Genomic DNA, 16,110 nt, shown 5'->3' on the forward strand with positions numbered 1-16,110 from the left:
ACGACCAGTTCAGCCGGGTGCGGGTCTTCGCCTTCGTCAACCGGGTGGACGAGGTGACCGGGCTGATCGCGCGGGGCGCGGCGGACCCTGCGGGGCTCGGCGACCGGATCCTCGCGGAGGCGGAGCTCACGGGGTGGCACGGGCAGAGCGACTACGGGACGGCGCTCGGGGAGTTCGCCGAGCGGTACGCGGAGGCGGTCGGCCCGCGCACGGTGGTCTTCGTCCTCGGCGACGCCCGCACCAACGGTGCCGACCCCAACCTCGCGGCGCTCCGGCTCATCGCGGACCGCGCGCGCCGGGTCCACTGGCTCAACCCCGAACAGCCCTCGTCGTGGGGCACGGGCGATTCGGTGGCCCCGGCCTACGCCGAACTCGTGGAGATGCGCCCCTGCCGCAACGCCCGCCAGCTGGGGGAGCTGATCGGCCGGCTGCTGCCGGTGTGAGGGCGGGGCACGGCCTGGCGCGGCCCCGTACCGGCGGGATGTTCCGCCGGTACGGGTCCCGCCCGGTTGTACGACGAGCGGGCCCTCGAACTAGCGTGGCCCCCATGGAACTCTTGGGAGAGATCACCGCCGACCGGCCCCTGCTCGTACTCGCCGTCAAGGAGGAGGCGCAGTTCCTCGACACGGAGCTGCCCGTCCTGCTGACGGGCATGGGCAAGGTGAACGCGGCCACCGCGCTCGCGACCGTGCTCGGCCGGGGGCCGCGGCCGTCCGGGATCGTGAACCTGGGGACGGCCGGGGCGCTGCGGCCCGGCTGGACCGGGACGCACGTCGTCGGCACCGTGCTGCAGCACGACCTCGACGGTCAGCTGCTGGCCACGCTGACCGGCGAGACGTACGGCGCGCCGCTGACGCTGCCGGACGGCGGTGACGTGGTCCTCGCCACCGGCGACGCGTTCATCTCGGACGAGGCGGCCCGCGCCAGGCTCGCGGAGCGGGCTCCCCTGGTCGACATGGAGGGGTACGCGCTCGCGGCGGCCGCGGAGCTCGCCGGGGTGCCGCTGCGCATCGTGAAGCACGTCAGCGACGAGGCCGGTGACGGTGCCGCGCGCACCTGGCGGGAATCGGTCGCCGAGTGCGCGCGGGCGCTGGCCGACTGGGCGGAGGCGAACACCCCGTACCGCTCCTGACCCCCCGCCCTGCCGCGGGTCAGCGGTGCTGGAAGTGGACCTCCGGGTTCGCGGCCGTCGGGCCGTCGAGGACCGGGCGCGGGATCCCCCGCAGGTGCTGGTCGAAGAAGGCCGCGACGTAGGTCCGGGTGACGGCGACGGCCCGGTCGGTGGGCAGCTCGGGCTGGGGCAGCCCGAAGTGACGTTGGATCACGGGGCCGTCGGAGAAGGTGAAGTGCTCGGATCCGGCGACCGTGATCCAGCGCTTCCACCCGTCGAGCGCGGCCCATGTCCGGTCCCAGCTCGCGTCGCCCCCGCCGGGCCGGTGCATGTCGTCGGTTCCGAGCATCAGGAACGGGCGGCCCCGCAGGCCCTCCGTCGGAAGGTCCCCCCAGAAGGAGCCGTCCATGTTGACGCCGGCGTCGATCCGCGGGTCGGCGGCCATCGCGGTGGCGGCGCTCGCCCCGCCGATGGAATGGCCGGCCATGCCGACGCGCCGCGCGTCGATCGCGTCGGCGTACCGCCACACCGGCTCCGCCCCGATGAGCCGGTCCAGGACGTACCGCATGTCGGCGGCGCGCGTCGAGGTGACGACGCTGCCGTGCACCCCGCCCCCGTCGAGGGCCGTGCAGGCGACGCAGGTGAGGGTGCGGCCATCGGGGAGGCTGATCCCGTACGACTCGTAGGCGTGGTCGACGGAGGCGACGACATAGCCGCGGGAGGCGAGGTCCTCGGCGAGGTTGGTGAGCGTCCAGCGGGAGACGCTGAATCCCGGCGAGAGCAGCACCAGCGGATGCCGGCCCGGCGCGGGCCGGACGTCGGTCCTGCCGTGGGTGCGCGTGCGGGCGAGGACGTCGCCGGAGACGCCGGGCCCGAGCTGCTCGGCGAGCAGCCGCGCCTCGTCCCGGGTGGAGTACGGGGCGGGGCGGCCGCCGCCGGGGTGGGCGGCCGGGTAGTGGAGCGTGACCATGAGCGCGCGGCCGTCGGCGGTGGGCACCCAGGGATCGGTACGGGAGCGGTCGACGAGCGGCAGGACCGTGCTGCCGACCGAGTACGGCCCGGTGGGCGCCGGCAACACGGCGGGCCGTACGGCCTGGGCCGCGGCTCCCGCGCTCGGCGTGTCCGGGGCCGCGGCCGTGGCGACGCCGGCCGGTAAGGCGAGGGAACAGACGAGTACGGCGGCCGCGGCCACCCTGGTGAATCGGATCATGCGGGCACGTTAGGCGCCCGGGGCGGACCGGCGCGTCCTTCCACGGGCCGACCTTCCGTCAGCCAGGAGTCTGACGCGGGATCCGGTCCGGGGCGCCCGGCGGGACTTGTCGGCCCCGACGTCCCGGCGTTCGGGACGATCTTGACAGCGCGGAAGGCGCCCTGCCTATGGTGGGGCGTTCCCGTCCGCACACCCGGACGGGACCGGAACCGGGGGAGGCGCACGTGCTCGCAACGCTCACCACGGCGCACGCCCACGCCCGTTCGAGTGCCCGCCTCGTCTGCCGTCGGCACGTCGACTACTGCCTTACCTCCTCGGCCATCTGTCCTTCCCCTCGCGCCTGACCCCGCCCCGCGTGGGTCCGCGCATCCCGTGACGTCCCGTCGCCCGGCCCCGTGCAGCCGTGCCCCGCACCGCTGCCGCACCGTCGCGCGTCCCTGTCGTTCGGAAGGACTCCCATGCCCCGCCCTGCCCTGCACCTGGCCGTCGAGATCGACGGCGACGGTGCCCATCCGGCCGCGTGGCGCCGTGCCGCGCACTCCCCCGGCGAACTGCTGACCCCGCGTCGGCTCGCCCGGGTCGCGGCCGTCGCCGAGAACGCCGGCTTCACCCTGGTCACCCTGGATGACTCGATCCTGCCGCCCGGCCTCGCGAGCGGCCCCGTCGGACGGATCGGCGCGGTGGAGCGGGCCGCGTTCGTGGCCGCTTCGACGAGCGTCCTCGGCGTGGCGCCGGTCGTGGCGACCACGTACGCCGAGCCGTTCCACATCTCCTCGCAGCTCGCCTCGCTCGACCACGTCTCGGCCGGCCGGGCCGGCTGGGTGGTCGGGGTCGAGGAGGATCCGGCCGCCGCCCGCGCCTGGGGGCGCCCGGTCGTCGAGGGCGCCGACGCGCTCGCCCGTGAGGCCCGTGACGGCCTCCGCGTCGTACGGGACCTGTGGGACTCGTGGGAGGACGACGCGGTGATCCGGTCGGTGGCCACCAGCCGCTACCTGGACCGCTCACGGCTCCACGCCATCGACTTCACCGGGGAGACGTACTCCGTGAAGGGCCCGTCGATCGTGCCGCGCCCGCCGCAGGGCCGGCCCGTGGTCCTCGCCCGCCCGGGTCTCGTCCCGGCCGGTCTCGCCGATGTGGCGCTGGTCGGCGGGGCGACGCCGGCCGAGGCGGGCGCGGCGGCCGCGGCCGCCGGCGCGCCCCTCGCCTTCGCCGAGATCGAGGTCGCCCTCGACACCCCGGGCGAGACGGCCCGGGAGCGGATCGTCGACCTGGAGCGGTACGCCCCCTGGGAAGGCGGCCCGGACCGGCTGCGGTACACCGGTTCCGCCGCCGGTCTGGTGGGCCTCCTCACGGAGCTCGGCGGGCACGTCGACGGGGTGCGGCTGCGGCCGCTCGTCCTCGACGAGGACCTGGCGGTGCTCTCCCGGCTCGTCCTGCCCGAGCTGTTCGTGCGGCGGATCGCCGCCCGTCCGCTGCCGGGCACCACCCTGCGCACCTCCCTGGGCCTCCCCCGGCCCCTCAGCCGCTTCACGACCGACGGTGCCGCCGCGCTCGTCCGGGAGGAGACCCGATGACCCGCGCCGATGTGAACGACGTCCCGCGCCCGGACGCCCAGCTGCACTTCGGGGTGTTCTTCCAGGGCGTCAACCACTGGACGATCTGGTCGGACCCGTCCAGCGGCTCCCAGATCGATCCGGCGACCTTCCTTCGGGTGGCCAGGACCGCCGAACGCGGGCTCTTCGACGCCTTCTTCCTCGGGGACGGGCTACGGCTGCGCGAGTCGGAGGGCGGCATCCACGAGCTGGACGTCGCCGGCCGCCCGGACTCGATCGTCCAGCTGTCGGCGCTCGCCGCCGCGACCGAGCGGATCGGTCTCGTCTCCACCTCCAACACCACCTTCAACGAGCCCGGCGACCTCGCCCGTCGGCTCGCGGGTCTCGACCTGCTCTCGGGCGGCCGGGCCGGCTGGAACGTGGTGACCACCCACAACGCCTGGACCGGCGAGAACTTCCGGCGGGGCGGGTTCCTCGACCACGCCGACCGCTACCGGCGCGCCGAGGAGTTCCTCTCCCTCGCGCGCGCCGTGTGGAACGGCTGGGCGGAGGGCGCGGTCGCCGGTTCCGCCGACGCCCGCTCCTGGTCGGTGCCGGGTGCGGTGGGACGCGTACGGTCGCGGACCGACCACTTCGACGTCGATCTGGCGCCGACCCTGCCGCGCAGCGCGCAGGGCCATCCGGTGATCTTCCAGGCGGGCGACTCCGGGGAGGGCCGGGACTTCGCGGCCCGGAACGCGGACGTGATCTTCTCCGCACACGGTACGGACTTCGACGACGCGCTCGCCTTCGCCGAGGACATCCGGGGCCGGCTGCGGGCTGTCGGCCGGCCGGAGGACGCGCTGCGGATCCTGCCGGGCACGGAGATCGTCATCGGGGCCACCGAGAAGGAGGCGGAGGAGAAGGCCCGCTGGGTCCGCCTCGGGCAGGTCACGCCCGAGGTCGCGCTGGGCATCGCGAGCCGCCTGTGGGGCTTCGACCTGTCCGGGCGGGACGCGGACGGGCCGCTGCCCGCCGAGGATCCGGTGGTCGCCGCGTACGACGGGAAGTTCGGCACCCGCCAGCTGGGCGAGACCCTGGACACGGTGGCCGAGTGGCGGGCGAAGGCCGATGCCAACGGCTGGTCGCTGCGCGAGACGGTCATCGAGCTCGGTCCGCAGCGCGGTCACGTCGGCACCCCGGCCGGGCTCGCGGAGAAGTTCGCCCGGTTCGTCCGGCACGGGGCGATCGACGGCTTCAACATCTCGCCGTACCTGGTGCCGGACGGACTCGACGACATCGTCGAGCTGCTCGTGCCGGAGCTCCAGGAGCGGGGCGCGTACCGGACGGCGTACACGGGGGCGACGCTCCGGGAGCATCTGGGGCTCGCGCCGGTGGCGTGACATCGCGGAGGCGGGTGCCCGGGATTCCCGGGCACCCGCCTCCGTCGTCCTGTCCCGTCCTCAGCCCAGCGGCAGTTCCAGGAAGGCCGGCGCGCCCTCCGGGGAGCTGACGACGGTCTGCGTCCAGGTGACGGAGGCGTCGCCGTACAGCGGGTCCTTGCTGTCGACGACCAGCATCAGCCGGTGCCCGGTGGCGATGTCGTAGGCGGCGGCCTGGAGCTCCCAGGTCACGGTGCGGTCCTGCTCGGGCGTCAGCCCGTACACGTTGAGCGGCTCGTGGGTGATGATCCGGGCCGTGTCGTCCTCGGCGACGTCGAAGAGGTGGGCGACGAGGCAGGCGGAGGCCGCCGTGGAGCGGACGGTGAGGCGCAGCCGCGGGATGCCCCGGACGCGGCGGCCCGCAGTGCCCTTCCCTTCCGGGGCGGTGAGCGGTGCGGTGGTCCAGACGACGGCGTGCCGTCGGTCGATCTTGCGGGTGTCGTAGGTCTTGGGGTTGCCGGCCCGTTCCTCCCGGCCGGTCTTCATGAGCGCGTCCATGACGGTGGCCTCGGTGTCCACGCCCGCGAGGAACGCGCGGCGCCAGCCGGTGACCTCCGAGGCGTCCGTGGTCTCGCCCGCGGGGAGGAGCCGGCCGTCGGTGCCGCCCGCGCCGTCGCCGGTGAGGCCGAGGACCTCGACGCCGGTGGTGACCCGGCTCCAGTCGGCGCTTTCCTCCCGGAACGCCTCCTCGACGATCCGGTTCTCGCCGGTCGGCTCTCCGGTGCCGGGGTCCGGGACGGGTTCGGTGACGTACGTGAACATCACCTGGTTGCAGACCTGTGCCCAGTCCTCCACCCCGTTGCGCTCGCCCTTGAGGTGGTGGTCGAGCCAGGCGTACGCCTCGGCCATGGGGACGTTGACCCTGCCGGGCTCCGTGCCGATGAGCCCCGGGCCCTCGGGGGCGGCGTGGTCGCCGATCCAGAGGTTGAGCCGCTTGGGGACGTCGAGGCCGTTGAAGGTCTCCAGGAGCTGGTTGACGGCGAAGAGCCCCTCGTGCCAGGTGTTCGAGAAGAAGGTGGGGGTCTCGTTGTCGTTGGTGAGGTGGAGGTACGACTCGGGGGCGCGCAGCCGGCCCCATTCGACGACCCTGTCGAGGTTCCGGTCGGCCAGGAAGTCGGCCAGGATCTCCTGGTTGGCCTCGTCGAACTTGGTCTCCACCGGGCCGCCGGTGAGCGCGAGGAGGGCCTTCACCGCCGCGAGGTGGCGGGTGTCGTGGTCGTAGAGGCTGGTGGCGAGGTTGCCCCAGGTGCTGAGCGCGACGACGGCGGCGACGCGGTCGTCGTGGGCGGCGACGAGCTGGCTGATGCCGGAGCCGTAGGACTCGCCGAGGAAGCCGATCACGCTCGGGGCGAGGTGCTCGTGCGCGAAGTCGATGACGGCGGAACCGTCGGCCCAGTCGTGGGGTCCCGCGACGTCGACGAAGCCCTCGGAGGTGGAGGGCAGTCCGGGGATGCCGAGGCCGCGGGGCGTGTAGGCGAGGACGTGGTAGCCGCGGCGGGCGAGGGAGAGGTACGACCAGAGGAACAGCGGCCAGCCGAAGGGGGTCCAGCCGGCCGGGACGACGACCAGCGGGTGCGGGCCGGGGCCGAGCTGCCGGAGGCTGAAGGCGGAGAGCCGGATGCCGTCCGTGGCCTCGACGCGGTGGTACGCGGGCAGGGCCAGGCCGCGTACCTCCTCGACGTGCGCGGCGAGTTCGGCGGGGAGCAGGAGCTCATCGCCGCTTCCGTTCAGGAGGGCGGTGGTGAGGGTCTGGGCGAGCCGGACGACGTCGGGGTCGACGGTTCCGTCGGCGGCCCAGAGGCCGCGGCCGGCGATGCGGGAGGCCTCGGCGGCGGTGAGACCCACCGTGACGCCCGGGAAGCCGGGGAATTCTTCGGACGATCCGTTGGCGAAGGGGTTGTCCTGGGGCACGTGCACCCGTTCCTCTCGACTGGGCTGCTGGCTGTCCGCACTGCGGACCGTCGCAAGCCTCACGTACCGGGAACGGAGGGACCAGAGCGCACGAACGGCGCACGGGACGCGCAACCGGGCGCCAACGACACAAGCCGCCCCGGAGTCGGTGTTTGGTGCTCGTCGGCGCCTTCCTCACTCCGTGGGGGTCTCCGCCCGGCCTCGTACGACGGGGGGCACCTCGGCCATCAGGGGTGGCGGGTGGCTGCGACGGCGGCGCAGCCAGAGGTAGAGCATCAGGCAGGGCAGCAGCAGTCCGCAGACGGTGAGGGTGAGGAACGTCGCGAAGCCGCTGATGTGGGTCACCAGCCAGTCGAAGTTCTGCCCGAAGAAGCCGACCACGAAGGACATCGGGAGGAACACGCTGGCGAGGATGGTGAGCCGCTCCATCGTGGCGCTCTGCCGAAGGTTGATCTTGTTCTGCTCGACGGAGATGACCGCGATGTTCGCCTCCAGGACGGTGGTCAGCAGGTCGCGCTGGGCGGCGACCTCCTCGTTGACCAGCAGCAGGTGGTCGTGCACGTCGCGGATGTACGGCAGGAGCGCGGGGGGCGACTTGCCTGGCTGCAGGCGCCGGCCGAGCACGGCGAGCAGCGGGTGCACGGCGCGGTAGAAGTCCGTCGCCTCGCGGCGCAGGAAGTAGATCCTCTCGGTCGGGGCGACCGCCCCGGAGAACACGGTGGCCTCGATCTGCTCGATGTCGCGTTCGAGCTCCTCGACGACCGGCGCGTAGCTGTCGACCACCTGGTCGAAGATGGCCCACAGCGTGGAGGCGCTGCCGGCCTTCAGCAGTTCGGGGCGGCTTTCGAGCCGGCTCCGGGCTCCGCGCAGCTCGCTCGCGACGCCCTGGCGCACGGTGATCACGAAGTGTTCGGCGAGGAAGACGCTGATCTCGCCGGTGTCGACCTCCTCTCGTTCGTCGTCATAGCGTGCCGTGCGCAGGATGATCAGTTCCGTGCCGTCCTCGTACTGCTCGGCCTTCGGCCGGAGGTGGAACGTCCGGGCGTCCTCGACGGCGAGCTCGTGCAGACCGAAGACCTCACGGACACGGCTCAGCTCCTCGGGGCCCGGCTCGAACATGCCCAGCCAGACGAAGCCGCCCATCATGCAGCGCGCGGCCGCCTGCTCCAGCGGCATCGCGCCCTCGTGCTGCCGGCGCCCGTCCCGGTAATGTGCGCAGTCGACGATCATGGCCTCCTCCTCGCGGCCGACCGAAGTGCGCCGTCTTCTGCCCACCGGCGACGTGGCGCGCCGTGTCGGCCTCACAGCAATAGATGCTCCTCCGACGCGTCGGGAATGTCCTCACGGCCGACGTCGGCAGCCCCGCCCCCGTCGGGACGACCGGGCTGTCCGGTCGGCGCCGCGGCCCGGGAGCTTGCGCTGCGGATCCGGGTCACCCCATGGGGCCCTCACCGAGGAGAACGGGGCCTCCCCGTGGCCGATCTCGTCTCCAGACCTCTGCGGCGACCCTCGGCGACCTGGAGTCCAAGGCGCACGAGCGGCTCACGGCCAGGGGCGTGCGGGGCGCGATTACCGGAGGGTCGATCGGCGACCCCCCGTTCGACACGTACGAGACCGGCATCGCACCGTCCCTGATCGCCGTGGTGATCACCGGCGTCCGCACCGACCCCCGCTCGGACGACGCCCACCCCTCGTGGGGTGGTTCACGGCCCTCGTGGGGCGGCTCACGGCGCGTCCGGAAGGTATCCCGTCGCGGCGCGGGCGTAGGAGTGCAGGGCGGTGATCACTTCCCGGGGGGAGCGGCGGCCGGCGAGGACGTCCATCTGGTAGCCGTCCTCCATCGCCACGAAGTTGGCGGCGACCAGGCGGGCCGGATCCGCCAGGGTGAAGTGGCCCTGGGCCTCGCCGAGCACCAGGATCCCCTGGTAGACGCCGATCTGGCGCTCCGTCAGGACGCTGTCGAGGGCGGCGGCCTTCGGGTCGCGGAGGGCGCGGGGCCAGTACTCGAACAGCAGCCGGGGCAGCCGGTCCCGGGGACCCGACGCGACCCCGGCGGCGATGCAGCTGCGCAGTCGGCTCCGCGCGTCCGCCTCCCGCTCCGCCGCCGCCTCGCGCTCCTGGCAGAACCGTTCGATGGCCTGCTGGAAGGTCTCGTACATGAGGGCGTCGAGGTCCTCGTAGTAGTACAGGACCGCCGCCGGCGTGACCCCGGCCTCCGCGGCGACGTCCTTCAGCCGGAGGCCTTCGAGGCCCCGGCTGAGCAGGGCCCGCGCCGCCGCCTCACCCAGCTGGGCACGCCGGGCCTCCTGGTCCTTGTTCCGCGCCACCGAGCTCTCCACCGCCTCGTGAACTAAATCGAAACCAAAACATACAGCCCGAGACCTTGACCGCACCACGCACGATTCCTTAAATCTCCGTTTAACGAATACGGGACGTCCGTACGCTTTTCACCAGGAGGCCCTCATGACCAGCGCATCCGACACCCCACCCCCTTCCGCACCACCCCTCGAGAAGGGCCTGCAGGGCGACTCCGTGGGCCTCCTCGCCACGATCGCCCTCGGGCTCGCCTCCGTCGCCCCGGCCTACAGCATCGCCGTCACCCTGGGCCTGGTGACCCTCGTGGTCGGCGACCTGGCCCCCGCCGCCCTGGTCCTCGGCTTCGTGCCGATCCTCCTCACGGCCTTCGCCTTCCGGGAGCTCAACCGGCGGATGCCGGACTGCGGCACGACCTTCGTGTGGAACACGCGGGCGTTCGGCCCGGCCGTCGGCTGGGTGGCGGGCGGCTGGACCGTCCTGGTCGCGACCGTCCTCGCGATGACCACGCTCGCCCAGGTCGGAGCCTCCGCGACCCTCGCCTTCCTCGGACTCGACGCGGCCGCCGACAGCACCTTCGCCGTGACCGCCGTCGCCGTGGCCCTGATCGCCCTGGTCGTCACCGTCGCCTACCGGGGCATCCAGCTCGCCGCCCACGTGCAGTACGCGATGCTCGGCCTCCAGCTCCTCGCGATGCTCGCCTTCGGCGTCGCCGCCTTCGCCCGGGACGGCGCCGCCACCCCGTCCCCGAGCTGGGTCTCCCCCTTCGCCTTCGACGACTTCGGCTCCTTCGCCGAGGCGGTGCTCCTCTGCCTCTTCATCTACTGGGGCTGGGACGCCCTGATCACCTTCAACGAGGAGACCGTCGACAGCGACCGCACCCCCGGCAGGGCCGCGGTCGCCTCCACCCTGGTCCTGCTCGTCACCTACCTCTTCACCGCGTTCGCCGCGATCTCCTTCGCCGGGACCGGCACCGGAGGCCTCGGACTCGGCAACGCGGAGAACGCGGCCGACGTGCTCACCCTCCTCTCACCCACCGTCCTCGGCGGCGCCGCGAGCCGGGTCGTCACGCTCGCCATCGCCGTCTCGGCCGTGGGCGCCCTGCTGACCTGCGCGGGCTCCAGCCCCCGGAGCACGCTCTCGATGAGCGCGCACGGCGCCCTGCCCGCCGCCTTCGGACGCATGCACCCGCGCTTTCGCACCCCCGCCTTCGGAACGGTGTTCTTCGGTGCCGCGGCGGCCGTCGTCCTGGTCCTGCTCACCCTGGTCTCCGCCGACTTCCTCGGCGACGCGATCCTGTCGATCGGCCTGCTGATCGCCTTCTACTACGGCGTCACCGGCTTCGCCTGCGCCTGGGTCTTCCGCCGGCAGCTGCGGAACTCCCCGCGCGACCTGCTGGTCAAGGGCGTCCTCCCGGCGACCGGCGGCCTGATGATGCTGGCGGCGTTCGTCCGCAGCGCCTACGACATGGCCGACCCCGCCTACGGCTCCACGTCGATCGGCGGAGTCGGCGGGGTCTTCCTCCTCGGCGTCGGCTCGATCGTCCTCGGAGCCGTCGTGATGCTGCTCGTCCGCATCCGCCACCGCCGCTTCTTCCAGCACGGCCGCACGGCCGTCACCACCCTGTCCGTCACGGAGAACTGAGCCCCATGCGCACCCTCGCCATCGCCGCCGTCCAGACCACCCCCGTCGCCCACGACCCGGAGGCCGGTTGGGAACGGTTCGCCGACCAGGTCCGCGCGGTCCGCGGCACCTTCCCGCACGTCCAGCTCGTCGTCGTCCCGGAGCTGCTGCTCTCCGCGGAGGCACCGCTGCTCCAGGCCCGCGCGGAGTGGATGCGGGAGGCCGCCGTCCCGGTCCCCGGACCGCTGACGGACCGGCTGTGCGCCCTGGCCCGCGAGACCGGCCTCTGGCTGGTCCCCGGCAGCGTGTACGAGCAGGGCGACGACGGTCACGTCTACAACACGGCCCTCGCCGTCTCCCCCGAGGGCGAGATCGCCGCCCGCTACCGCAAGGTCTTCCCCTGGCAGCCGTACGAGCAGACGCGGCCCGGCAGCGAGTTCGTCGTCTTCGACCTGCCCGGCATCGGCCGCGCCGGCCTGGCCATCTGTTACGACGGCTCGTTCCCCGAGACCGCGCGGCAGCTGGCCTGGCTGGGCGCCGAGGTGATCATCCAGCCGACGCTGACCACCACCCGCGACCGCGACATGGAACTGGTCTGCGCCCGGGCCAACGCCTGGACCAACCAGGTGTACGTCGTCAACGTCAACGCCGCAGACCCGGCCGGCGTCGGCGCCAGCGTCATCGTCGACCCGGAGGGGACGGTCCGCCAGCAGGCGGGCACCGGCGAGGAGGTCCTCGTCGACGTCCTCGACCTCGACGCCGTCACGCGCGTGCGCACGTACGGCTCCGCCGGCATCAACCGGCCCTGGGCCCAGCTCGCCCGCTACGGCGAGCGGATCGAACTGCCCATGTACGGGGGTACGTTCCGGCCGGTGCCGTCGCGCGAAGAGGCCTAGGGTGCGTCGGGCGGGCAGACCACGAGGACGGCGGCGACGTCGTCGTCGAGGCCGTCCGCCCCGTAGGCGGCGAGGTCGCGGTGGAGGAGCGCGGGCAGCTCCGCGGCCGGTTCCCGGGCCCAGCCGCGCAGGCGCAGCTCCAGCGGGTAGAAGGTGCCGGCCCGGTCGCGGGTCTCGCTGACGCCGTCGGTGTAGAGCAGCAGCCGGTCCCCCGGACCGAACGGCACCTCCTCGATCCGGTGGTGGTTCTCGGCGAGGCCCGCGAGGTTGACGGGCAGCGAGGGGTCGGCGAAGTGCACGGGCTCGACGCCGGTCGCGCGCTGGAGCAGCGGGGCGGGGTGGCCGCAGCTGAGGAGCCGTACGACGTCACGCCCGTCGGGGAACTCCGCCAGGACGACGGTGGCGAAGCGTTCGGCGGCGTCGGAGTCCGGGTCCCAGGCGCCGTAGCGGGCGAGGCCCTCGTCGAGCCGGTCCGCGAGGGCCGCGAGGTCGCGGGCGTCGTTGACGGCGGAGCGGAAGGAGCCGAGCAGCACGGAGGCGGTCTCGACGGCGCCGAGGCCCTTGCCCTGGACGTCTCCGAGCATGACGCGCACCGCGCCGGGGATCCTGACGGCCTCGTAGAAGTCGCCGCCGATCCTCGCCTTGGCCGCGGCCGCGACGTACAGCAGATGCAGGTCGAACCGTCCGAGGCGTTCGGGCAGCGGACGCAGGACGACCCGCTGGACGACCTCGGCGACGGCGGTGACCTCCCGCAGGTCCTGTTCGTAGCGGGTCCTGACCCGGCTGACCCAGGCCGCGGTGGCGGTCACCGCGGCGATGACGGACTCGCTGGCGAGGAGTTCATGGCCGGGCTCCTCGCCCCTGGCGAGGCTGAGGAGCGCGCGGACGCCCATCGCGATCAGCCCGATGCCGACGGTCCCGCGCACGCTCCAGGTGACGGCGGCGAGCGCGGGCGCGGCGACGAGGAGACGGTCGAAACGCTCCCGGTCGGGGGTGAGCAGATCGACGACGACCGTCAGGACCAGGACCAGGAAGGGCAGGGCGCGACCCAGGTTGAACTGGGTGCGCGTCGCCGTGCCGGGAGGGCTACGGTGACCGGCTGCGGGCATCTCATGATCGTACGCAGGGCCGTCGGCCGGGCCGGGGTGTCGTCGGCTCCGGGCGTGTCCCCCGGCGGTCGGCGCGGCCGGGCAGGACGAGGGCGGCGGGGAGGGTGAGCGCGGCGATCAGCGCCAGGGCCGGGAGGGCGGCGCCCCGGGCCGGTACGAAGCCGCCGTCCGGCACGAGGGCGAGCAGGAGGGTCGCGGTGGCGACGCCGAGGGCCGGTCCGACGTTCATCACGGTCTGCTGGAGGCCGCCGGCGACCCCGGCGTGCGCCTCGGGGGCGCGGTGCACGACGACGGAGGTCGCGGTGACCATCAGGGTGACGAATCCGGCGCCGAGGAGCGCGGAGGCGACGCCGACGGAGGCCGCGCCGGCCGTCGCGTCGAGCCGGGCGAGCAGCAGGACCCCGAGCGCGAGCAGCGCGGCTCCCGCGGTGGCGGTGCGCCGGGGGCCGAAGCGGCGCTGGAGCCGCGGGCAGAAGGGCGCGCCGAGGACCATGAGGGCGGCGAGGGGCAGGACGCGCAGCGCGCAGTCGAGGGGGTCGAGCCCCTGGGCGTCCTGGAGGAAGTACGTCGTCACGAAGAGCGAGCCGGAGAGGGCCGCCGAGGCCGCGAGGAGCACGGCGAGCCCCGCGACGACCGGCACGCTCCGGAGCAGCTCCGGGGGCAGGAGGGGATGCGCGACCCTGCGCTCGTGCCGGGCGAAGACCGCACCGGCGCCGAGGGCCGCGCCGCAGGCGAGGGCGGCGGCCCCGGCGCCGCCGGGGCGGGACGCCTCGACGAGCCCGTGGACGAGCAGGCCGAGCGCGACGGCGAGCAGGAGGGCACCGAACGGGTCGAGCGCGGCGAGGCGGGATGCGGGGCGGTCGGCAGAGCCCGTCGGTGAGTGGTCCGGCGCGGCCGCGCGGTCCGGTGGTGTCAGGGCCAGCAGGCCGATCGCGAGGGTCGGGGGTACGCCGAGGAGGAAGACCGCGCGCCAGCCGTACGAGGAGACGAGGGCGCCTCCTACGAGGGGACCGGCCGCCGCGGCGAGGCCGATGGCGACGGTGCGTACCGCGATCGGGGTCGCGAGGCGCTCCGGCGGGTAGGCGGCGCGCAGCATGCCGAGGGTGGCGGGCTGGAGGAGCGCCCCGCACACGCCCTGGAGCACGCGCAGCGCGATCACGGTGCCGATGCCGGGGGCCAGGGCGATCCCGGTGGAGGCCGCGGCGAAGCCGAGCGCGCCGGCGGCGAACACCCGGCGGTGGCCGTACCGGTCGCCGAGGCGGCCCGCGAGGACGAGGAGGCTCGCGACGGCGACGAGGTAGCCGGTGCTGGTCCACTGGACCTGGCCGACGTGGGCGTGGAGGTCGCGCTGGAGGGCGGGCTGGGCGACGGTCAGGACGGTGCCGTCGAGGGCGACGACGGCGGCGCCGACGACGCTGCAGGCGAGGGTGCGGTTCACTGGGCGGGCCTCCCCAGGTGGGCGTCGAGCGCGGCCGACAGCAGAGGGCCTGGGTCGTCGCCGCCGGTGGCGAGGGGGAGGCTGCCCCAGTGCCAGAGCTGGGCGATGCCGTGCAGGTTGGCCCAGAGGGCGCCGGCGAGGAGGACGGGGTCGGCCTCCGGGCGGACCCGGGCGACGAGGCCGGTGAGGTGGGCGAAGAGCGGCAGGCTGGTCTCGCGCAGCCCGAGCCGGCCGCTCTCCAGGAGGTCGTGCCGGAACATCAGCTCGTACATGCCGCGCCGGGTGCCGGCGTAGTCGAGGTAGACGCGGGCGAGCACCTCGATCCGCTCGCGCGCCGGGGCCCCCTCGGGGTCCTCCTCGGCGACGCGCGCGGCCAGTTCGGCGAAGCCCTGGCGGGCGATGGCGGACAGCAGGTCCAGGTGGGCCGGGAAGTACCGCCGGGGGGCTCCGTGGGAGACGCCGGCGCGGCGGGCGATCTCGCGCAGGGAGAGGGCCTGGATCCCCTCGGCGTTCACCAGCTCGACGCCGACCCGGACGAGCCGGGCGCGCAGCCCGTCCTCGTGGTCGTTCTCATTCAGCGACATGGACACTGTCTACCAAGATCGAGTAGACAGTGTCTACCCACTCTCGCGCCCCGATCCGTTACACTGGGCGACAGCGAAGGGGAGTAGCCCTGCGAACCGGTCGTCGACACACTGGAACCCCCGGGTTCCCGGTGACCGGGTCCGCGCACGACGCGGACGGGCGAGACCTTCGGCCAGGCAACAGCCGCGTCCGCGTTCCCGTGGGCGTGGTCCGTCATGCCGGGCCGAGTGGTCCTCCCGTCGCCCACCGAGGTGTCGTGCGGAGCCGCAGGGCCCGGACCGAGCAGAGAGCCCCGGTATGCACCTCGACCCCTTGGCGATCCTCACCGCCTTCGGGCTGATCTTCCTCGCCGAGCTTCCCGACAAGACGATGTTCGCGTCCCTCGCCATGGGCACGCGCATGCGTCCGCTGTACGTGTGGATCGGCACCTCCACCGCCTTTCTGGCCCACGTCGCCATCGCGGTGGGCGCCGGCAGCCTGCTCGGGCTGCTGCCGGGCTGGTCGGTCAAACTGGTCTCGGCCCTGATGTTCGGCTTCGGCGCGTTCATGCTGCTGCGCGGCGGGGGCGACGACGAGGCCGACGAGGGCGGCCGGGCGGTCAGCGGCTTCTGGCCCGTCTTCTCGACCGCGTTCATGGCCGTCTTCATCAGCGAGTGGGGCGACCTGACCCAGATCACCACCGCCAACCTGGCCGCCACCAACGGCACCTGGTCGACGGCGATCGGTTCCTTCGCCGCCCTGACGACGGTCTCCGCCCTCGCTCTGATCGCGGGCCGGTTCATCGCCAAGCGCGTCCCCCTCAAAATCGTGCAGCGCATCGGCGGCGTCTGCATGGCGGGGCTCGCGATCTGGTCCCTGACCGAGGTCTTCACCGGCTGAGCACACCCTCGCTCCGGTGCACGCCCCGTCCCCCTCCGAGGCGGGGCGTGCACCGGAGCGA

At 73.8% G+C, this 16,110-nt stretch carries 14 protein-coding genes; 7 read left to right on the plus strand and 7 right to left on the minus strand.

The annotated features are described in order from the left end of the window. Together CCN56_RS19115 and CCN56_RS19120 are read left to right on the plus strand one after the other, a co-directional pair. Positions 1-443: VWA domain-containing protein (locus CCN56_RS19115; protein WP_143664560.1), on the plus strand; the 443-nt coding region annotated here is incomplete at its 5' end. A 104-nt stretch (positions 444-547) separates the two neighbouring features. Next, positions 548-1,132, plus strand: a complete 585-nt coding sequence (locus CCN56_RS19120) for a nucleosidase (protein ID WP_179199903.1) — start codon at positions 548-550, stop codon at positions 1,130-1,132. A 19-nt stretch (positions 1,133-1,151) separates the two neighbouring features. Here CCN56_RS19120 and CCN56_RS19125 read toward each other — a convergent pair whose 3' ends face one another. Then, positions 1,152-2,321: an alpha/beta hydrolase gene (locus tag CCN56_RS19125; RefSeq protein ID WP_086828395.1), complete on the minus strand. Its 1,170-nt coding sequence runs from the start codon at positions 2,319-2,321 to the stop codon at positions 1,152-1,154. A 458-nt stretch (positions 2,322-2,779) separates the two neighbouring features. Here CCN56_RS19125 and CCN56_RS19130 point away from each other — a divergent pair, with 458 nt between their 5' ends. Together CCN56_RS19130 and CCN56_RS19135 are read left to right on the plus strand one after the other, a co-directional pair. Next, the gene (locus tag CCN56_RS19130; protein ID WP_086828397.1) at positions 2,780-3,895 is read left to right on the plus strand and encodes an LLM class flavin-dependent oxidoreductase; all 1,116 of its coding nucleotides are present in this window, start codon (positions 2,780-2,782) and stop codon (positions 3,893-3,895) included. Further along, positions 3,892-5,256: an NtaA/DmoA family FMN-dependent monooxygenase gene (locus CCN56_RS19135; protein ID WP_086828399.1), complete on the plus strand. Its 1,365-nt coding sequence runs from the start codon at positions 3,892-3,894 to the stop codon at positions 5,254-5,256. Before CCN56_RS19130 ends, CCN56_RS19135 begins: the two co-directional genes overlap by 4 nt. A 60-nt stretch (positions 5,257-5,316) precedes the next feature. Here CCN56_RS19135 and CCN56_RS19140 read toward each other — a convergent pair whose 3' ends face one another. From CCN56_RS19140 to CCN56_RS19155, 3 genes are all read right to left on the minus strand, one after another. Next, the gene (locus tag CCN56_RS19140) at positions 5,317-7,206 is read right to left on the minus strand and encodes a CocE/NonD family hydrolase C-terminal non-catalytic domain-containing protein (protein WP_256962042.1); all 1,890 of its coding nucleotides are present in this window, start codon (positions 7,204-7,206) and stop codon (positions 5,317-5,319) included. 174 nt (positions 7,207-7,380) lie between these two features. Beyond that, complete coding sequence (locus CCN56_RS19145; RefSeq protein ID WP_086828403.1) at positions 7,381-8,436, minus strand: magnesium and cobalt transport protein CorA; 1,056 nt, start codon at positions 8,434-8,436, stop codon at positions 7,381-7,383. Between the two features lie 494 nt (positions 8,437-8,930). Next, complete coding sequence (locus tag CCN56_RS19155) at positions 8,931-9,533, minus strand: TetR/AcrR family transcriptional regulator (RefSeq protein WP_086828405.1); 603 nt, start codon at positions 9,531-9,533, stop codon at positions 8,931-8,933. A gap of 136 nt (positions 9,534-9,669) precedes the next feature. Here CCN56_RS19155 and CCN56_RS19160 point away from each other — a divergent pair, with 136 nt between their 5' ends. Both CCN56_RS19160 and CCN56_RS19165 read left to right on the plus strand, forming a co-directional pair. Further along, on the plus strand, positions 9,670-11,163 hold the full coding sequence (locus CCN56_RS19160) for an APC family permease (RefSeq protein WP_086828406.1): 1,494 nt from the start codon (positions 9,670-9,672) through the stop codon (positions 11,161-11,163). Between the two features lie 5 nt (positions 11,164-11,168). After that, positions 11,169-12,038, plus strand: coding sequence for a carbon-nitrogen hydrolase family protein (locus CCN56_RS19165; RefSeq protein WP_086828408.1), 870 nt, complete (start codon positions 11,169-11,171; stop codon positions 12,036-12,038). Here CCN56_RS19165 and CCN56_RS19170 read toward each other — a convergent pair. The 3 genes from CCN56_RS19170 to CCN56_RS19180 are packed head-to-tail and all read right to left on the minus strand — an operon-like array spanning position 12,035 to position 15,169. Then, complete coding sequence (locus tag CCN56_RS19170; protein WP_086828409.1) at positions 12,035-13,147, minus strand: PP2C family protein-serine/threonine phosphatase; 1,113 nt, start codon at positions 13,145-13,147, stop codon at positions 12,035-12,037. The two genes, CCN56_RS19165 and CCN56_RS19170, sit on opposite strands and share 4 nt — an antisense overlap. 1 nt (position 13,148) lies before the next feature. Further along, a complete protein-coding gene (locus CCN56_RS19175) occupies positions 13,149-14,585 on the minus strand; it encodes an MFS transporter (protein ID WP_086828411.1) in 1,437 nt (478 codons plus the stop codon). Beyond that, positions 14,582-15,169, minus strand: a complete 588-nt coding sequence (locus CCN56_RS19180) for a TetR/AcrR family transcriptional regulator (protein ID WP_086828413.1) — start codon at positions 15,167-15,169, stop codon at positions 14,582-14,584. The genes CCN56_RS19175 and CCN56_RS19180 overlap by 4 nt, the downstream gene beginning before the upstream one ends. 298 nt (positions 15,170-15,467) lie before the next feature. On the opposite strand from CCN56_RS19180, the gene CCN56_RS19185 reads away from it, so the two are divergent. Then, positions 15,468-16,049, plus strand: coding sequence for a TMEM165/GDT1 family protein (locus CCN56_RS19185; protein ID WP_086828415.1), 582 nt, complete (start codon positions 15,468-15,470; stop codon positions 16,047-16,049). The last annotated feature ends 61 nt before the right edge of the window (positions 16,050-16,110 follow it).

Source organism: Streptomyces sp. NRRL B-24572, assembly GCF_002156145.1.
GTDB classification, from domain to species: domain Bacteria; phylum Actinomycetota; class Actinomycetes; order Streptomycetales; family Streptomycetaceae; genus Streptomyces; species Streptomyces vietnamensis.